Source organism: Pseudomonas sp. GW821-FHT09C10 (assembly GCF_059418085.1).
In genome coordinates, this window is the sequence record NZ_JBWKPE010000009.1 from 44,081 (window position 1) to 62,671 (window position 18,591).

Below are 18,591 nucleotides of genomic sequence, written 5' to 3' on the forward strand. Positions count from 1 at the left end.
TCTCGGCGTGTATTAACATTCATCACCGATATATGATCGACATATGAGCACGTAACAAATCGCCACCTAATAATAAGAGCGCAACCCAATGAATCTGAGCAAGGTCGACCTCAACCTCTTTATCGTCTTCGACGCGATCTACACCGAAGCCAACCTGACCCGCGCCGGGCAGATTGTCGGCATCACCCAGCCGGCGGTGTCCAACGCCCTGGCGCGCCTGCGCGAGACGTTCAACGACCCGCTGTTCGTGCGCACCGCCCAAGGTATGGTGCCCACGCCGATGGCGCAGAACATCATCGGCCCGGTGCGCAATGCGCTGTCGTTGCTGCGGGTGTCGGTGCAGGAAAGCCGCATCTTCAACCCGCAGCAGGCGGCCAAGACCTACCGCATCAGCATGACCGACCTCACCGAAGCGGTGATTCTGCCGCTGCTGTTCCAACGCCTGCGCCGCCTGGCGCCCACCGTGGTGATCGAGAGTTTCCTGTCCAAACGCCGCGAGACCACCAAGGAACTGGCGGCCGGGCGCCTGGATTTTGCCGTGGATGCGCCGCTCAATACCGACCCGCAGGTACGCCACGTCAAGCTGATGGAAGACCGCTACGTGTGCGCCATGCGCAAGGGCCATCCCATGGCGGGCAAGGACAAGTTCACCCTGGATGACTACCTGTCGCTGACCCATATCCATATCTCCAGCCGCCGCAACGGTTTGGGCCATGTCGACCTGGCCCTGGGCAAGATGGGCATCCAGCGCAAGATCGCCCTGCGCTCCCAGCATTACCTGATGGCCTCGCAAGTGTTGCAGCAGACCGACATGGTCATGACCGTGCCCGAACGTTTCGCCCGCCGCCATGAACTGCATTGGTTCAACCTGCCGGTCAATGACGTGCCACCGGTGGAAACCCACCTGTACTGGCACGAAAGCACCGACCAGGACCCGGCCAACCGCTGGATGCGCGAGCAGATGATCGAGTTGTGCCAGCAAGTCACCGCCCATGAGAAGAAGCTGGATAAGCAACAGGCCTGAGGCTGAAGAACGCCCCCTGTGGCTGGGGGCTTGCCCCCAATGGGCTGCGCAGCGGCCCTTGACGTTTACGTCAACCTGCCTTTAGCTTAGCGCCAAGACCTTCTTGAGCGCCCCCATGAGCACGACCTACAGCATCTCCGACCTCGCCCGCGAGCTCGACATCACCACCCGCGCCATTCGTTTCTATGAAGAACAAGGCCTGCTGGCCCCGGAACGCCGGGGCCAGGAGCGCATTTATTCGGCGCGGGACAAGGTCAGCCTCAAGCTGATCCTGCGGGGCAAACGCATCGGTTTTTCCCTGGCCGAGTGCCGTGAGCTGATCGAACTCTACGACCCCACCGGCGGCAACCAGATCCAACTCAACAGCATGCTGGCCAAGATCGCCGAGCGCCGTGAGCAGTTGGAACAGCAACTGCTGGATATCGAACAAATGAAGCTGGAGCTGGACACCGCCGAAGAGCGTTGCACCCAGGCCCTGGCGCAAACCATGGGCCAGGTTGGCCATTGATCAGAAGGTAGCTGCCATGTCCCTCCCCTCCCATGTGCGCCTGGTGGAAGTTGGCCCGCGCGACGGCTTGCAGAACGAAGCCCAGCCCATCAGCGTGGCCGACAAGGTCCAATTGGTGGATGCCCTCAGCGCGGCGGGCCTGAGCTATATCGAAGTCGGCAGTTTTGTCTCGCCCAAGTGGGTGCCGCAAATGGCCGGTTCCGCCGACGTGTTCGCGCAGATCCAGCGCAAGCCCGGCGTAACCTACGGTGCGCTGGCGCCAAACCTGCGTGGTTTCGAGGACGCGCTGGCGGCGGGCGTGAAGGAAGTGGCGGTGTTTGCCGCAGCCTCCGAGGCGTTTTCCCAGCGCAATATCAACTGTTCCATCAGCGAAAGCCTGGAGCGTTTTGCGCCGATCATGGCGGCGGCGAGGCAGCACGGCATCAGCGTGCGCGGCTATGTGTCCTGTGTGCTGGGTTGCCCTTACGAAGGTGAGATTGCACCGGAACAGGTGGCGGCGGTCGCGCGGGAGTTGTATGCCATGGGCTGCTACGAGGTGTCCCTGGGCGACACCATCGGCACCGGCACGGCGGGCACCACGCGGCGGCTGTTCGAGGTGGTCGGCGCGCAGGTGCCACGGGACAAACTGGCGGGCCACTTCCATGACACCTATGGCCAGGCCATCGCCAATATCTATGCCGGCCTGCTGGAAGGCATTACGGTATTCGACAGCTCTATTGCAGGCCTCGGCGGCTGCCCCTATGCCAAGGGCGCAAGCGGTAACGTCGCCACCGAAGATGTGCTGTACCTGCTCAATGGCCTCGGGATCGACACCGGCATCGACTTGGACGCATTGATTCGCGCGGGCCTGCACATCAGCCAAGTCCTCGGCCGCCCCACGGGCTCGCGCGTAGCCAAGGCACGAACTGCCGGTTGAGTAGCGTAGCCGTGACAATGTGTTACCGCACGGCTACACATCGAGTAACACGGGAACATATTTTGTCGTATTTTCTGTAGGCCAAGCCCTACTAAAAAACTAACCAATTGATTTTAAAGAGATTTTAAAAGTTGGCACGCCTTCTGCTATCTCTATGGCATAACAAGAATAAAAAGCGCCAAACCTAATAAAAATAAGACGAAACGACTCTGACATAACAAAAACAACACGGCAGAGACGCAGCTAACAGATTTTTTTGGAGAAGATGTGCTTCGCAGGGTACGGCATGCCGAAACCCGCAACCGGTTAGAGAAAAATAAAACTACCTCAGGTAGCTACCCACTGGTTGGATCGTTAACGAAGAAGCAGATCAGCGCTCAAAAAAATACGTTTGCTCTTGACCCCGGATGGGGGTCGCCAAAAACAGCGGTAAAGGGTAACGGTTGCCAAAAACAACAATAGACCGCCCCTCAATAATAAAAAAAGAGCACGCAACGACAAATTAAAGGGGACCTTCGGGTCCCCTTTGTGCTTTCTGGCCTTTAACCCTGCCCTGCCCCCAGCTCTTCGATCGAGATCTCGCGCATGCGGAATTTCTGGATCTTGCCCGTCACCGTCATCGGAAACTCCTCCACGAACTTGAAGTACCGGGGCGTCTTGAAGTGCGCGATGCGGCCCTTGCACCAGGCCTGCAGTTCCAGTTCGCTGGCCACATGACCGGGATGCAGCTTGACCCAGGCCACGATCTCCTCGCCGTAGCGCTCGTCCGGAATGCCGATGACCTGCACATCGGCCACCGCCGGGTGGGTGAAGAAAAACTCTTCCACCTCGCGCGGGTACACGTTTTCGCCACCGCGAATGATCATGTCCTTGTTGCGCCCGGCGATGCACACATAGCCGTGGGCATCCATGGTGGCCAGGTCGCCGGTGTGCATCCAGCCCGCAGCGTCGATGGCGTCGCGGGTGCCGTCGGGGTTGTTCCAGTAGCCGAGCATCACGCTGTAGCCACGGGTGCACAGTTCGCCGACCTGGCCACGGGGCAGCGTGTTACCGGCTTCATCGATGATCTTGCTTTCCAGTTGCGGCTGGGTGCGGCCGACGGTGGTCACGCGGCGCTCCAGATCGTCATCCGCGCCGGTTTGCAGGGATACGGGGCTGGTCTCGGTCATGCCGTAGGCAATCTGCACCTCGCCCATGTGTAATTCGCCGATGACCCGGCGCATCACCTCAATGGGGCACGTGGCGCCGGCCATGATGCCGGTGCGCAGGGTGGACAACTCGAACTCGCCCCGGCGCGGGTGATCGAGCAGGGCAATAAACATGGTGGGCACGCCGTACAGGCCGGTGGCACGTTCTTCGGCGACGGCGGTGAGGGTCAGCAGCGGATCGAAGCCGTCATTCGGGTAGATCATGGTGGTGCCATGGGTAATGCAGCCCAGGTTGCCCATCACCATGCCGAAGCAGTGGTACAGCGGCACCGGGATCACCAGGCGGTCCTGCGCGGTGAGGCCCAGGCTTTCGCCGACCATATAGCCGTTATTGAGGATGTTGTGATGACTGAGGGTGGCGCCCTTGGGGAACCCGGTGGTGCCGGAGGTGTACTGGATATTGACGGCTTGATCGAAGTGCAAGCTGGCCTGGCGGCTGTGCAACTGCTCGGGCGGCAGGCCCGCACCGAGGGTCGCCAGTTCCGACCAGGGCAGGAAGCCCGGGGGCGGGCTGGGGTCGAGGCTGATCATGCCGCGCAGCTCAGGCTGCAATGCCTGCAACATCGCGTGGTAGTCGGAGGTCTTGAACGCGCCGGCGCACACCAGCCATTCGCAGCCGGACTGCTTGAGCACGTAGTCCAGTTCACTGCTGCGGTACGCCGGGTTGATATTGACCAGGATCACGCCAATCTTGGCGCTGGCGATCTGGCTGATGCACCATTCGGCGCAATTGGGCGCCCAGATACCCAGGCGGTCGCCGGTCTGCATACCCAAGGCCAGGAACGCGCGGGCGTGCACCTCGACGGTCTCGGCCAGTTGCCGCCAGGTGTAGCGACGCTGCTGATGGCGCACCACAAGGGCTTCGCCATCGGGGTATTGCGCCACGGTGTGATCGAAGGCCTGGCCAATGGTCATGGCCAGCAGGCTCTTGTCCTGGGAGCCACGGCTGTAGCTCGGATGCGGTTGATCCATAACGACCCCTGTTGTCTTTTTTGTAGGTTGACGTAAACGTAAACTACGATTGACAGCGCCGTAACGCAAGCTTACGTTAACGTAAAGGTGAGCGCCCTTTCCCTGACGCGCCCTCCACACAACAACAACGCTTACATTAAGGTGCCTGTCCATGAGTTACCCGTCCCTGAACTTCGCCCTCGGTGAAACCATCGACATGCTGCGCGACCAGGTGCAGTCCTTCGTGGCCAAGGAAATCGCGCCCCGTGCGGCACAGATCGACATCGACAACCTGTTCCCCGCCGACCTGTGGCGTAAGTTCGGGGACATGGGCCTGCTGGGCATCACCGTACCGGAAGAATACGGCGGCGCCGGCCTGGGCTACCTGGCCCACGTGGTGAGCATGGAAGAAATCAGCCGTGGCTCGGCCTCGGTGGCGTTGTCCTACGGCGCCCACTCCAACCTGTGCGTGAACCAGATCAACCGCAACGGTACTCACGAACAGAAACTCAAGTACCTGCCCAAACTGATCAGCGGCGAGCACGTCGGCGCCCTGGCCATGAGCGAACCCAACGCCGGTTCCGACGTGGTCTCGATGAAACTGCGCGCCGACAAACACGGCGACCACTATGTGCTCAACGGCAGCAAGACCTGGATCACCAACGGCCCCGACGCCAGCACCTATGTGATCTACGCCAAGACCGACCTGGAAAAGGGCCCCCACGGCATCACCGCGTTTATCGTCGAGCGCGACTGGAAAGGCTTCAGCCGCAGCAACAAGTTCGACAAGCTCGGCATGCGTGGCTCCAACACCTGCGAGCTGTTTTTCGATGACCTCGAAGTGCCGGAAGAAAACATCCTCGGCGTGCTCAACGGCGGCGTGAAAGTGCTGATGAGCGGCCTCGATTACGAGCGCGTGGTGCTGTCCGGCGGCCCCACCGGGATCATGCAGGCGTGCATGGACCTGATCGTGCCCTACATCCACGATCGCAAGCAGTTCGGCCAAAGCATCGGCGAGTTCCAGCTGATCCAGGGCAAGGTCGCCGACATGTACACCCAGCTCAACGCCAGCCGCGCCTACCTCTACGCGGTGGCCCAGGCCTGCGAACGCGGCGAAACCACGCGCAAGGATGCGGCCGGGGTGATCCTGTACAGCGCCGAACGCGCCACGCAAATGGCCCTCGACGCGATCCAGATCCTCGGCGGCAATGGCTACATCAATGAATTCCCCGCCGGGCGCCTGCTGCGGGACGCCAAGCTGTATGAAATCGGCGCCGGCACCAGTGAGATTCGGCGGATGCTGATCGGTCGCGAACTCTTCAACGAAACCCGCTGAAGGAGCGTCCCATGGCCACCTTGCACACCCAGCTCAACCCACGCTCGGCGGAGTTCGCCAGCAACAGCGCGGCGATGCGCCAACAGGTCGACGCCCTGCATACCCTGCTCGCCCACGTGCAGCAAGGCGGCGGCGCCAAGGCCCAGGAGCGTCACACCTCACGCGGCAAACTGCTGCCGCGCGAGCGCATCAATCGCCTGCTGGACCCGGGCTCGCCGTTCCTTGAACTCAGCCAACTGGCCGCCCATCAGGTGTACGGCGAAGACGTGCCGGCGGCCGGGGTGATTGCCGGGATCGGCCGCGTGGAAGGCGTCGAATGCATGATCGTCGCCAACGACGCCACGGTCAAAGGCGGCTCCTACTACCCGCTCACGGTGAAAAAACACCTGCGCGCCCAGACCATCGCCGAGCAGAACCGCCTGCCGTGCATTTACCTGGTGGATTCCGGCGGCGCCAATCTGCCGCGCCAGGATGAAGTGTTTCCCGACCGCGAGCACTTCGGGCGGATCTTCTTCAACCAGGCCAACATGAGTGCCCAGGGCATCCCGCAGATCGCCGTGGTGATGGGCTCGTGCACCGCCGGTGGCGCCTACGTGCCGGCCATGGCCGACGAAGCGATCATGGTGCGCAACCAAGCGACGATCTTCCTGGCCGGCCCGCCGCTGGTGAAAGCCGCTACCGGTGAAGTGGTCAGCGCCGAAGACCTCGGCGGTGCCGATGTGCACTGCAGGATATCCGGCGTGGCCGACCACTATGCCGACAGTGATGAACACGCCCTGGCCCTGGCCCGCCGCAGCGTGGCCAACCTCAATTGGCGCAAGCAAGGCCAATTGCTGCAACGCACGCCCGTGGCGCCGTTGTACAGCAGCGAAGAGCTCTACGGCGTGATCCCGGCCGATGCCAAGCAGCCGTTCGATGTGCGCGAAGTGATCGCACGGCTGGTGGATGGCTCGGTGTTCGATGAGTTCAAGGCGCTGTTCGGCACCACCCTGGTGTGCGGCTTCGCGCATTTGCACGGTTACCCGATTGCGATCCTGGCGAACAACGGGATTCTGTTCGCCGAAGCCGCGCAAAAAGGCGCGCACTTTATCGAGTTGGCCTGCCAACGCGGGATTCCACTGCTGTTCCTGCAGAACATCACCGGGTTTATGGTCGGCCAGAAATACGAAGCCGGTGGCATCGCCAAGCACGGCGCCAAGCTGGTGACTGCAGTGGCGTGCGCCAAGGTGCCGAAATTCACGGTGATCATCGGCGGCAGCTTTGGCGCCGGCAACTACGGCATGTGTGGCCGCGCCTATGACCCGCGTTTTTTGTGGATGTGGCCCAACGCGCGGATTGGTGTGATGGGCGCCGAACAGGCCGCAGGCGTGCTGGTGCAGGTCAAGCGTGAGCAGGCAGAACGGGCAGGCGTCGGCTTCAGCGTTGAAGAGGAAGCGGCGATCAAGCAGCCGATCCTCGACCAGTACGAAACCCAGGGTCACCCCTATTACTCCAGCGCACGCCTGTGGGACGACGGCGTCATCGACCCGATGCAAACCCGCGATGTGCTGGCCCTGGCCTTGTCCGCCGCGCTGAATGCCCCCATCGAGCCGAGCCGCTTCGGCGTGTTCCGCATGTAAATGGAGCTGTCCCCCATGAGCGATTTCAACACCCTCGAACTGATCACCGACAGCCGTGGCTTTGCCACCCTGTGGCTCAGCCGAGAAGCCAAGAACAACGCGTTCAACGCCGAGATGATCCGCGAACTGATCATCGCCCTCGACCATGTGCAAGGTGATGCGTCCCTGCGTTTCCTGGTCCTGCGTGGGCGCGGCAGGCACTTCAGCGCCGGTGCCGATCTGGCCTGGATGCAGCAGTCGGCCGAACTGGATTACCACACCAACCTGGACGACGCCCGCGAACTGGCGGAGCTGATGTACAACCTGGCCAAGCTGAAAATCCCCACCCTGGCAGTGGTGCAAGGCGCGGCCTACGGCGGCGCGCTGGGTCTGATCAGTTGCTGCGACATGGCCATCGGCGCCGATGACGCGCAGTTCTGCCTGTCGGAAGTGCGCATCGGCCTGGCCCCGGCCGTGATCAGCCCGTTCGTGGTGCAGGCCATCGGCGAGCGGGCGGCGCGGCGCTACGCCCTGACCGCCGAGCGGTTTGGCGGCCAGCGTGCACGGGAAATCGGCCTGCTGGCGGAAAGCTACCCGATTGGTGAATTGGACCAACAGGTGGAACAGTGGGTCACTAACCTGCTGCAAAACAGCCCGGCGGCGATGCGCGCCAGCAAGGACCTGCTGCGCGAAGTCGGTAACGGCGCGCTCACCCCTGCCCTGCGCCGCTATTGCGAAAATGCCATTGCGCGCATCCGTGTCAGCGCCGAAGGCCAGGAGGGTTTACGCGCTTTCCTGCAAAAACGCCCACCCAGCTGGCAGCCCCAGGAGCCGCGTTCATGAGCACGCTGACCACCGTACTGGTGGCCAACCGCGGCGAGATTGCCTGCCGGGTGATGCGCACCGCCAAGGCCATGGGCCTGACCACCGTGGCGGTGCACAGCGCCGTCGACCGTGATGCGCGACACAGCCGCGAGGCGGATATTCGCGTCGACCTGGGGGGCAGCAAAGCGACCGAGAGCTACCTGCAAATCGACAAATTGCTCGCCGCCGCCCAGGCCAGCGGTGCCCAGGCCATTCACCCAGGCTACGGCTTCCTGTCGGAAAACGCCGGGTTTGCCCGTGCGATCGAGGCAGCGGGCCTGATCTTCCTCGGGCCGCCCGCCTCGGCCATCGACGCCATGGGCAGTAAGTCCGCCGCCAAGGCCCTGATGGAAACCGCCGGCGTGCCCCTGGTGCCGGGATATCACGGCACGGAACAGGACCTGGAAACCTTCCGCGACGCCTGTGAGCGCATCGGCTATCCGGTGCTGCTCAAGGCCACGGCCGGGGGCGGCGGCAAGGGCATGAAAGTGGTGGAGGATGTCAGCCAGCTCGCCGAAGCCCTGGCCTCGGCCCAACGTGAGGCGCTGTCGTCCTTCGGCAATGGGCAGATGCTGGTGGAGAAATACCTGCTCAAGCCACGCCACGTAGAGATCCAGGTATTTGCCGATCAGCATGGGCATTGCCTGTACCTCAACGAGCGGGATTGCTCGATCCAACGCCGCCACCAAAAGGTCGTCGAGGAAGCCCCGGCACCGGGGCTGAGCGTTGCACAGCGCAAGGCCATGGGCGAAGCGGCGGTGCGTGCGGCCCAGGCCATCGGTTATGTCGGTGCGGGCACGGTGGAGTTCCTGCTGGATGCGCGCGGCGAGTTTTTCTTCATGGAGATGAACACCCGGCTGCAGGTGGAACACCCGGTCACCGAAGCGATTACCGGCCTGGACCTGGTGGCCTGGCAGATTCGCGTCGCCCAGGGCGAGGCGCTGCCGATCACCCAGGAGCAGGTGCCATTGATCGGCCATGCGATTGAAGTGCGCTTGTACGCCGAAGACCCGGCCAACGACTTCCTGCCCGCCACCGGGCACCTGGCGCTGTATCGCGAGTCCGCGCCAGGCCCAGGGCGTCGCGTGGACAGTGGTGTCGAGCAAGGAGACGACGTGTCGCCGTTCTATGACCCGATGCTCGGCAAGCTGATTGCCTGGGGTGAAGACCGTGAACAGGCGCGCCTGCGCTTGCTGAGCATGCTCGACGAGTTTGCCGTGGGTGGGCTGAAGACCAACCTGGGCTTCCTGCGGCGCATTATTGGTCATCCGGCATTTGCGGCAGCTGAGCTGGATACCGGATTTATTCCGCGCTACCAGGACGAACTTCTGCCGGTGGCCGGGACGTTGAGCGATGAATTCTGGCAGGCCGCAGGTTCTGCCTTCATGCAGAGCTTGCCCCCAGGTGACGGGCCATGGGCGGACACCGGTGGATTCCGTGCAGGATTGCCCGCCGAGGTCTCGCTGCACTTGAGCTGCAATGGCCAGGACCGCCTGGTGACACTGGCCGCCGGCGTCGCGACATTGCAGGGCGAACAGTTAGTGATCGAACACCAGGGCGTCCGTCGTTCACATCTGGCAGTGCGCAACGAGCACACGGTTTTCCTGCGTTGGGACGGCGAGATGCAGGGCGTGAGCCTGTTCGATCCGATTGCCGCTGTCGAGGCCAACCAGTCGCACCAGGGCGGCCTCACGGCACCGATGAACGGCAGCATCGTGCGGGTGCTGGTGGACGTCGGCCAAACGGTCGAGGCCGGCACCCAGTTGGTGGTGCTCGAAGCGATGAAGATGGAGCACAGCATCCGCGCGCCCCAGGCCGGGGTAGTCAAGGCGCTGTTCTGCCAGGAGGGCGAAATGGTTGCCGAAGGGTGTGCGTTGGTGGAGCTCGAAACGGCGGACTAGAACTTCACCGTGGCTTGCACGACGACGCCGAGGATGCGGCAATCGACGGTGAACAGCAGTTTCGGGTAGGTGGGGTTGAGCGGCACCAGGTAGAGCTGGCCGCTCTCTTCCAGCAACTGCCGGAAGGTCGCCTGGGTACTGCCGGCCCGTTGGGCGACTACCAGTTTGCCGGGTTCGGCGGCGATGGCCGGATCTACCAGGATCATCATCCCCGCTGCTATGCTCGGGCCGCTGAGCGCGGTCATGGCGTCGCTCGTCACCGGCAGCCAGTAGGCGTCGCCCCGGGCGTGGTAATCCGTCGGTTCGAAGCGTGCGGCGCCATAGGCCGGGCGCTCTTCGCGAGTTTCGCCCAGGCCTTTCCACTCGCTGACCGGGTAGCGAAAATACGCCGTGTACTGTCTTGCCGGGTCTACGACCTCGTCGGCCTTCTCACGCAGCTCCTGCACCACTTCCAGGTCGCCCAGCCCCAACTCTGACAGCACCCGGTTCATATCCGCCAGGCTCGGCACGCGGCGCTTGTTGAGCCAGTGGCCAACGCCCCCCTGGGACATGCCCAAGCGTTCAGCCAACTCACCCTGGGTGACCTTGCGGTCTTTCATGTTGGCCTTGACCAACGCTATCCATTTATCCATGGCCGCCGACAATACGTCAGCCAGTTTCCAGGGCAATAAACAGTTTGTAGTAATCCATAAAACGACATAAATACGATACGTACTATCATCGAGCATAAGGTTTTCGACACCCACCCAGAGTACCGACCCTTATGACGACGAGCCCGTATCTCCTGCCTGAAACACCCGAAAACGATGACGTGCAAAACCTGCGCAGCAGCGGTGCTGCACAGCGTGCCTTGGACTTCTACTTGAAAGAAAATATGTCAGCACCCGTCCCGGATGACAGCTTTTTCGCCATCAAGCCCGGCATCAGCCAGGAGGAAGCCCTGGTGCACGCCTCGGACCTGTTGCGCAGTGCCGCCGCCACGGCCTACGAATCAGCGAGCAGCCATCACGGCAACCAGCGCGACCTGGCGTTTTCAGTGGTGTATTTGATTGATATGGCGAAGGCGATGGTCGAGCGGTCGTTGCAGGCACCGGAGGTTCGGGCGAACGGATAACAGCCGCGAAAGAAAAATATTTCTATCCCATGGATAAAAACATTTGACTTGCAAATGATAATGATTATTATTGGGCTCAGCTGATCGCGAGATCAGTCGATAGACCAAGGGACCTTAGGTCGGACTCTTGGAATATCTCCTCATCAGGCTAATCACGGTTTTTGACCCGGCTCTTTGGCCGGGTCTTTTTTTTGCCAGTTTCCCTGGCATGGCTTCAGGCTAATGAAGACTGTGTGTTGCTTGATGGCGCGCATGGTAGCAAAAGACCATCGCCAAAAGAAAGCCAGTCCAGTGCTGCAGCGCACATCTCTGCGAAATAGCGCTTGAGAATCAATCTCATAGATTCTAAGCTGCGGCGGCGTCACGGACGACGCCCCCCTCCCCCGCAACAATTTTGCATCCAGGCTTTACCAGACTCCTGTGTAATATAGCCGCCACAACACTCATATTCAGGCAACCAGACTATGACCGTGGCCTTGACCTCCATCAAGATCAGCACCGACTTCGACAGTGGCAATATCCAGGTGCTCGACGCCAGCGACGCCTACCAGTTGCTGCTGGCCATCCAACCCGATACCCGCAGCCACCATTACCAATGGTTCCACTTCAAAGCCGAAGGCATGCACGTGGGCCACACCCATAACTTTCGTCTGAGCAACGCCGGTGGCTCTTCGTATAAGCACGCCTGGAGCGGCTACAACGCTGTCGCGTCTTATGATCACGTCAACTGGTTCCGAGTCCCTACGCGCTTCGACGGCGAGATCCTGCACATCAGCCTCGAAACCCGTGAGAAACATGCCTGGTTGGCCTACTTCGAGCCCTACAGCCGCGAACGCCACGACTGGCTGATCGACCAGGCCCTGAAGTACGCCGGCACCCAAGTGCTGGCCACCGGCAAAAGTGTCGAGGGCCGCGATATTCAACTGTTGCGACGTGGCAAAGGCGGCGAAGGCCGACGCAATGTCTGGATCATTGCCCAGCAGCACCCCGGCGAACACATGGCCGAATGGTTCATGGAGGGCATCATCGAACGCCTGCAACAGGATGGCGATGCCGAGATGAAAAAGCTCCTGGCCGTTGCCGACCTGTACCTGGTTCCGAACATGAACCCCGACGGCGCCTTCCACGGTCACCTGCGCACTAACGCCATGGGCCAGGACCTCAATCGCGCCTGGCAAAGCGCCAGCCTGGAGATCAGCCCGGAAGTGCTGTTCGTGCAACAGCAAATGGAACAGTACGGTGTCGACCTGTTCCTCGATATCCACGGCGACGAAGAAATCCCCTACGTGTTCACCGCCGCGTGCGAAGGCAACCCCGGCTACACCCCGCGTATTGAAGCGCTGGAAAAACGCTTCCGCAGCCATTTGAGTTCGCTGACCCGTGACTTCCAAACCACCCACGGCTACACCCGTGACTTGCCGGGTGAAGCCAATATGACCCTGGCCTGCAATGCCGTCGGCGAGCAATACGACTGCCTGTCCCTGACCCTGGAAATGCCGTTCAAGGACAACGACGACGCCCCCAATCCGAAAACCGGTTGGTCAGGCGAACGTTCCAAACAGCTGGCCAAGGACGTCTTGAGCACCGTGGCCGATATCGTCACGGTCCTGCGCTAACGCCCCTGGCCCCCGGCATCAGTCCTTGGTGCCGGTCATGCTCTGCAGCACACCATCGCGCCGAATCAACCCATGGAACAGCGCCGCCGCCAGGTGCAGCAGTACCGTCAGGAACAGCAGGTACGCCAGATACCCATGGGCCTTGCGCAATAGCGCAAACAGCGGTGCATCCGCCGCCACCAGCGCCGGCAACTGCACCGAACTGCTGAGCATCACCGGATCGCCCGCCGCCGAAATCATCGCCCAGCCCAGCAGCGGCAATACCAACATCAACCCATACAAGACCAGATGGGACGCCTTGGCTGCCAGCACCTGCCACAGCGGCAAGTCAGACGGCAACGGCGGCTGGCGGGTGGAGAAGCGCACCGCCAGGCGCACGATCACCAGCACCAGGATCGCGATCCCCAGCGGCTTGTGCAGGTGGATCAACCACTCATGCCGCTCCGACACTGACGCCGCCAGGCCTGCGCCGATAAACAACATGGCGATGACCATCAGCGCCATCAACCAGTGCAGCAGGCGCGCCAGGGGCGTAAAAAACCGTGGTTGGGCATTCATGGCTTCGACTCCGCTGGGGCACTGTGCAAGGGGCTGACTTCACCGGCACGGCGCAGGTACGAACTGGCATACGCCGCCGAACGTGCAGCCAGCAGCGGATCATTGGAGGCTTCGATGCCGCTGGGCAAAATCAACGGGTCGAAATTAATGTCGCGACAATCACCGTCGGCCTGGGGCTGGCTGCTTTGCAGCACCAGGGTGCCGGCATTCAACACCTTGTGCTCACCGCTCCAGGGTTTGCTCGCGTCCTCCAGCGGGTCGCCGGGGTTGGCCAGGGTCATGTTCAATTGCCAACGCAACGGCCCTGAGGCCAGGCGTTGCACCAGGTCTTTCTCTAGAAAGTCGCTGCCCGCCGGTGCGGTCTCCCCCGCTGCATCCTGACTCTGGGGCACTACGCCCCAGCGCACGGCCTGGCGCTTGCCCTCGGCACTCACCAGGTAAAACGCGTTGATACCGTTATAGGTTTCGGTCGCATAACTGGCCGATGGCCTGGCCGTCTTGACCCACGCCAGGAATGGCGCCGCCTCAGGGTGAGCGGCAAAAAACGCCGGCATATTCGCCGGGTTCGGCTTGCCGGTGGCCGGGTCCGGCGCGCCGGCCTTGAGCAACTGGTAGAACGCCTCGGGCGTGCCCACCGGGAATACCGGCATGCTGTTCATGCCGGTGCGCCATTGCTGGCCGTTGTCCAGGCTGAACTGCACGGCAAAGCTGCGGATCGGCACACTGCTGTCCGGCGCATAGGGGTTGCCGCTGGGCAGGGCGAAGCGGCCGATCAACGGCGTCCTGGCCGCGCTGAACACCTCGGCGCGGGAGTAGGCACGCGCCTCGGCACTGCTTTCGAAATACCCGGCCACGCACACGCCCTTGGCATGGTTACGCCGGAATCCCGGGTGCACGCCGTTGTTGGTTTCCAGGGCATTGACCAGGGTTTTCGGGCGCAGGCGTTGTGGGTCGAGGCTGCCGTTGACGTAGGCAAATGCCCCGGCCATAACCGCAACCACGGCACCAATACCCGCAAGCCGCGCGATCAGGCTCGCCGTGCTTAACGGAGGACGTGGCGGTGATGAGTGATCTACCATGAACAGACTCCAGGGCCTGAAGGCCTTTGGGGGTAACCATAAGGTCGGAGCATTAAGACGAACGCCGATCCGCTCTATTCCCAGGCCCTGGATTTATTTTCCACGGCCGGGAATAACCGTTCACGCCGGACGTCTCTCTAGTCCCAGCGTAGTGACCAGCCAGACGCCCATGCATGAACTCGACGAACCGTTACGTGAACTCATCCCCAGGCTGCGGCGTTTCGCTGTGTCCCTGACCCGTAACGCCAGCAGTGCCGACGACCTGGTGCAGACGACCCTGGAGCGAGCGATCACCCGCTGGGCCGACAGGCGCGTCGAGGGCGATCTGCGCGCGTGGCTGTTCTCGATCCTCTACCGGCAGTTCCTCGATGCCCACCGCCGCACCCGGCGCTATGCACGCATGCTGGAATTCTTTACCGGCCGCGATGATGCGCAGCCGTCGGTGGAGCGCACCGTCATCGCCCAGGCGACCCTGCAAGCCTTCGACCAACTCAACACAGAACAACGTGCGCTGCTGTTGTGGGTGTCGGTGGAGGGTTTGAGCTACAAGGAAGTCGCGCAAATACTCGAGGTGCCGATCGGCACCGTGATGTCGCGCCTGTCCCGGGCGCGCCAAGCGTTGCGTCAACTCAGCGATGGCGACATCGCCAGCCCTTCCCTGCGGATACTCAAATGATCAGCCTGCCCCCCAGCGAACGCGACCTGCATGCCTACGTCGATCACCAACTCCTGGACAGTGATCGCCGTGTGCTCGAAACCTACCTGGCCGCCCACCCCGAGGTCGCGGCCCAAGTGCAGGCGTGGCAGCAGGACGCGCAATTGCTGCGCGCGTCCTTGAGCGGCGCCCTGCAACAGCCGGCCAACCCGGCGCTGGACCCGGCGCTGATTCGCCAGCGCCTTAAGCACCAGACGCGCCGCCACTTTGCCACCGCCGCGGTGCTGCTGATGGCCGTCAGCCTCGGTGGCCTCGGCGGCTGGCAGGCCCGTGAAGCCACGCAACCGCCGCTGCTGCCGATGGCCGATGCGATGCAAGCGTTCCGCCTGTTTGCCCAGGAGGGCATCATGCCCGCTGACTACAACGGCCAGGACCTCGGCACGATGCAGGCGTGGCTCGACCGCTACTTCAATCAAGCCCATCGCCTGCCGGACTTGAGCCAGGAGGGCTTCACACCCGTCAGCGGGCGACTGCTCACCACTGATCAAGGCGCCGCCGCCATGGTGCTGTACCAGGACGCACAAGGTCGGCGCATCAGCTTCTACATCCGCCCACCTGGCCCGGACAACGGTTTCCTGCCCCGTGGCGAGCGCACGGCGGATGGGTTGCAAGCGCAATACTGGTCCGGCGGCGGCTACAACTATGCGGTGGTCAGCCCGACGGACCAGCCGACGCCGCCCCTGCAGCCGTTCTAGATTGGTCAAATCGCCACGGGCGCCCTAAAGTAAGCGACCACCGCACTACAGAGTGACTCGCATTGGCCGTGCTCCCCCTTATCCGTCGTTTGCTCGGTAAAAAAACCGACACACTGGACGACACGCCCATCCAGACGTTCTTTCAGGACAAAGCCCGGCAACTGGGTTACACCCTCAGTGCAGGCCAAACCCAGGCCATCGCCGCGATGGCGCGCCAGACCCACCACCTGCTCGCCAGCCAGCCTACCCGCAGCCTGTACCTGCACGGCCCGGTGGGGCGCGGCAAAAGCTGGCTGCTGGACGGTTTCTTCCAGGCGCTGCCCATCGCCGAAAAGCAACGCGTGCATTTCCATGAGTTTTTCGCCCGACTGCACCGCGGTATGTTTACGCACCAGGCGACGGACGATGCCTTGGCCATGACCCTGGACGAACTGCTCGACGGCTGCCGCGTGCTGTGTTTCGACGAGTTCCACGTGCACGACATCGGCGATGCCATGCTGATTACCCGGTTGTTCAAGGCCCTGTTCCAGCGTGGCGTGTGGGTGCTGGTCACCTCCAATTATCCACCCGAAGGGCTGTTGCCCAACCCGCTGTACCACGAGCGTTTCAAGCCGGTGATCGACTTGATTGCCGCGCGTATGGACGTGCTGGAAGTCAGTTCGCCCGAGGACTTTCGCAGCCTGCCCCAGGCCCATGCCGCGCAACGCTTTACCACCGGTTGTTACCTGTGGCCGGGCACGCAGGCCCAGCGTACAGCGCTCGGCCTGCCGGTCAGCGGCGGCCCGCCGCAGACGCTGACGGTGGGCAACCGCACATTGATCTGCCGCCAGCATCACGCCCGCACCATCGTATTCACCTTCAACGACCTGTGCGAACAGCTGACGGCGGTGATGGACTACCTATTGCTGTGCGAGGCGTTCGATCGCTGGGTCATCGACGGCCTGCCCCGCCTGGCAGACTGCCCGATCGCCGTGCAGCAGCGGTTTATCAACTTGGTGGACGTGCTTTACGACAAGGACAAGCACCTGATCCTGATCGGCGAACAACCGCTGGCACAGGCCATGAGCGGCCAGGCCATCGACCTGGCGCGCACCGCCAGCCGCCTGAACCAATTGCAACAGGCCGACCCGCAACGGGTGCGCGACCCGGTATCATGAGCGCCATTTACGCCCCCTTGCCGAGTGACCGCGCCGTTCATGAATACCCTCGCCCAACTCAAGGCCGGCCACTTGGCCGGCATTACGCGCCTGGACCTGTCCTGCGGGCTCACCGAATTTCCTGAGGAAATCTTCGGGCTGGCCGACTCCCTGGAAATCCTCAACCTCAGCGGCAATGCCCTGAGCCGCCTGCCCGACGACCTGCACCGCCTGCCGCACCTGCGTGTGCTGTTCTGCTCGGACAACGCCTTTACCGAACTGCCGGAATGCCTGGGCCAATGCGCCAAACTGAGCATGATCGGCTTCAAGGCCAACCAGATCAGCCACGTGCCCGCCGCCGCGCTGCCACCGTTGCTGCGCTGGCTGATCCTCACAGACAACCGCATCAGCCAGTTACCCCGCGAGTTGGGCGAGCGGCCGCTGCTGCAGAAACTGATGCTCGCCGGGAACCAACTGACGCAGTTGCCGCAGAGCCTGGCCAACTGCAGCAACCTGGAGCTGATCCGCATTGCCTCCAACCGCCTCACGCGCCTGCCCGAGTGGCTGTTGACGCTGCCGAGCCTGACGTGGCTGGCCTATGCGGGCAACCCGGTGGAAATGGCCGTGGATGTGACGGTAGACGACACGACAGCGGCTATTCCCTGGACGGAACTGGAACTGGCCGAGGTGCTGGGCGAAGGTGCCTCGGGGGTTATCCGCAAGGCCCTGTGGACACCCACCGCCAAGCCCGTCGCCGTCAAGCTGTACAAAGGCACGATCACCAGCGACGGCTCGCCGCTGCACGAAATGCAGGCCTGCATCGCCGCCGGGTTGCACCCTAACCTGATCAAGGTGCAAGGCCGCGCGGTGGGTGCCCCCGAGGACCAGGCCGCATTGGTCATGGACCTGATCGACCCGAGCTACCGCAACCTCGCCGCCCTGCCGAGCCTGGCCTCCTGCACCCGCGACGTCTACGCCCCCGCCACCCGCTTCAGCCTCGACGTAGCCTTGCGCATGGCACGGGGCATCGCCTCCGTGGCGGCGCATCTGCACCGGCACGGCATCACCCATGGCGACCTATACGGGCACAATATCCTGTGGAATGAAGCGGGCGATTGTTTGCTCGGGGACTTTGGCGCGGCGTCGTTTCATACCAAGGCAGACACCTTGGAAACACGAGCCTTGCAACGCATTGAAGTGCGCGCGTTCGGGGTGCTGCTGGGGGAATTGCTGGAGCGGGTTGAGGCGGGGTTGATTGACGAGGCGCTGTTGGATTTGCAGAAAAGCTGTTGCCAGCCCGACGTGTTGGCACGGCCGAGCTTCGAAGAAATCAACGCCCTGCTGCAATCCATCCAACACCGCTAAACAAATG

17 protein-coding genes are annotated in these 18,591 nt (G+C 62.5%); 13 read left to right on the forward strand and 4 right to left on the reverse strand.

Going from position 1 to position 18,591, the window contains the following annotated elements; genetic code table 11:
• Positions 1-88 precede the first annotated feature (88 nt).
• From AC07OT_RS17935 to AC07OT_RS17945, 3 genes are all read left to right on the forward strand, one after another.
• A complete protein-coding gene (locus AC07OT_RS17935; protein ID WP_027606275.1) occupies positions 89-1,024 on the forward strand; it encodes a LysR family transcriptional regulator in 936 nt (311 codons plus the stop codon).
• 115 nt (positions 1,025-1,139) lie between these two features.
• Positions 1,140-1,532, forward strand: a complete 393-nt coding sequence (locus AC07OT_RS17940; RefSeq protein ID WP_027606274.1) for a MerR family transcriptional regulator — start codon at positions 1,140-1,142, stop codon at positions 1,530-1,532.
• 16 nt (positions 1,533-1,548) lie between these two features.
• On the forward strand, positions 1,549-2,448 hold the full coding sequence (locus AC07OT_RS17945) for a hydroxymethylglutaryl-CoA lyase (RefSeq protein WP_495108647.1): 900 nt from the start codon (positions 1,549-1,551) through the stop codon (positions 2,446-2,448).
• Between the two features lie 542 nt (positions 2,449-2,990).
• Here AC07OT_RS17945 and AC07OT_RS17950 read toward each other — a convergent pair.
• Entirely contained in the window at positions 2,991-4,628 is a 1,638-nt protein-coding gene (locus AC07OT_RS17950) for an AMP-binding protein (protein WP_495108648.1), read from the reverse strand.
• 151 nt (positions 4,629-4,779) lie between these two features.
• Here AC07OT_RS17950 and AC07OT_RS17955 point away from each other — a divergent pair, with 151 nt between their 5' ends.
• The 4 genes from AC07OT_RS17955 to AC07OT_RS17970 are packed head-to-tail and all read left to right on the forward strand — an operon-like array spanning position 4,780 to position 10,306.
• Positions 4,780-5,943, forward strand: a complete 1,164-nt coding sequence (locus tag AC07OT_RS17955; RefSeq protein WP_065940118.1) for an isovaleryl-CoA dehydrogenase — start codon at positions 4,780-4,782, stop codon at positions 5,941-5,943.
• An 11-nt stretch (positions 5,944-5,954) separates the two neighbouring features.
• Entirely contained in the window at positions 5,955-7,562 is a 1,608-nt protein-coding gene (locus tag AC07OT_RS17960) for a carboxyl transferase domain-containing protein (protein WP_495108649.1), read from the forward strand.
• 15 nt (positions 7,563-7,577) lie between these two features.
• Positions 7,578-8,384 carry a gamma-carboxygeranoyl-CoA hydratase gene (locus AC07OT_RS17965; RefSeq protein ID WP_253491157.1) on the forward strand — a complete coding sequence of 269 codons (807 nt, stop codon included), beginning with the start codon at positions 7,578-7,580 and terminating at the stop codon, positions 8,382-8,384.
• Entirely contained in the window at positions 8,381-10,306 is a 1,926-nt protein-coding gene (locus AC07OT_RS17970; RefSeq protein ID WP_495108650.1) for an acetyl/propionyl/methylcrotonyl-CoA carboxylase subunit alpha, read from the forward strand. Before AC07OT_RS17965 ends, AC07OT_RS17970 begins: the two co-directional genes overlap by 4 nt.
• Here the strand turns inward: AC07OT_RS17970 and AC07OT_RS17975 are convergent.
• A complete protein-coding gene (locus AC07OT_RS17975) occupies positions 10,303-10,938 on the reverse strand; it encodes a LexA family protein (RefSeq protein WP_495108651.1) in 636 nt (211 codons plus the stop codon). The genes AC07OT_RS17970 and AC07OT_RS17975 overlap by 4 nt on opposite strands.
• Positions 10,939-11,069: 131 nt before the next feature.
• Here AC07OT_RS17975 and AC07OT_RS17980 point away from each other — a divergent pair, with 131 nt between their 5' ends.
• Both AC07OT_RS17980 and AC07OT_RS17985 read left to right on the forward strand, forming a co-directional pair.
• Positions 11,070-11,420, forward strand: a complete 351-nt coding sequence (locus AC07OT_RS17980; protein WP_115488508.1) for a DUF6124 family protein — start codon at positions 11,070-11,072, stop codon at positions 11,418-11,420.
• Between the two features lie 464 nt (positions 11,421-11,884).
• Positions 11,885-13,036 (forward strand): M14 family metallopeptidase, encoded by a 1,152-nt coding sequence (locus AC07OT_RS17985; RefSeq protein WP_495108652.1) that lies wholly within the window; start codon positions 11,885-11,887, stop codon positions 13,034-13,036.
• A gap of 18 nt (positions 13,037-13,054) precedes the next feature.
• Here AC07OT_RS17985 and AC07OT_RS17990 read toward each other — a convergent pair whose 3' ends face one another.
• Both AC07OT_RS17990 and AC07OT_RS17995 read right to left on the reverse strand, forming a co-directional pair.
• A complete protein-coding gene (locus AC07OT_RS17990) occupies positions 13,055-13,594 on the reverse strand; it encodes a cytochrome b (protein ID WP_495108653.1) in 540 nt (179 codons plus the stop codon).
• Entirely contained in the window at positions 13,591-14,673 is a 1,083-nt protein-coding gene (locus AC07OT_RS17995) for a catalase family peroxidase (RefSeq protein WP_495108654.1), read from the reverse strand. The genes AC07OT_RS17990 and AC07OT_RS17995 overlap by 4 nt, the downstream gene beginning before the upstream one ends.
• Before the next feature lie 169 nt (positions 14,674-14,842).
• On the opposite strand from AC07OT_RS17995, the gene AC07OT_RS18000 reads away from it, so the two are divergent.
• The 4 genes from AC07OT_RS18000 (at position 14,843) to AC07OT_RS18015 (ending at position 18,584) form a co-directional block, all read left to right on the forward strand.
• Positions 14,843-15,349, forward strand: a complete 507-nt coding sequence (locus tag AC07OT_RS18000; RefSeq protein WP_495108655.1) for an RNA polymerase sigma factor — start codon at positions 14,843-14,845, stop codon at positions 15,347-15,349.
• On the forward strand, positions 15,346-16,083 hold the full coding sequence (locus tag AC07OT_RS18005; RefSeq protein ID WP_495108656.1) for an anti-sigma factor family protein: 738 nt from the start codon (positions 15,346-15,348) through the stop codon (positions 16,081-16,083). The genes AC07OT_RS18000 and AC07OT_RS18005 overlap by 4 nt, the downstream gene beginning before the upstream one ends.
• Positions 16,084-16,145: 62 nt before the next feature.
• Positions 16,146-17,240 (forward strand): cell division protein ZapE, encoded by a 1,095-nt coding sequence (gene zapE / locus AC07OT_RS18010; protein ID WP_495108657.1) that lies wholly within the window; start codon positions 16,146-16,148, stop codon positions 17,238-17,240.
• A gap of 39 nt (positions 17,241-17,279) precedes the next feature.
• Positions 17,280-18,584: a protein kinase gene (locus AC07OT_RS18015; protein ID WP_495108658.1), complete on the forward strand. Its 1,305-nt coding sequence runs from the start codon at positions 17,280-17,282 to the stop codon at positions 18,582-18,584.
• Positions 18,585-18,591 lie beyond the last annotated feature (7 nt).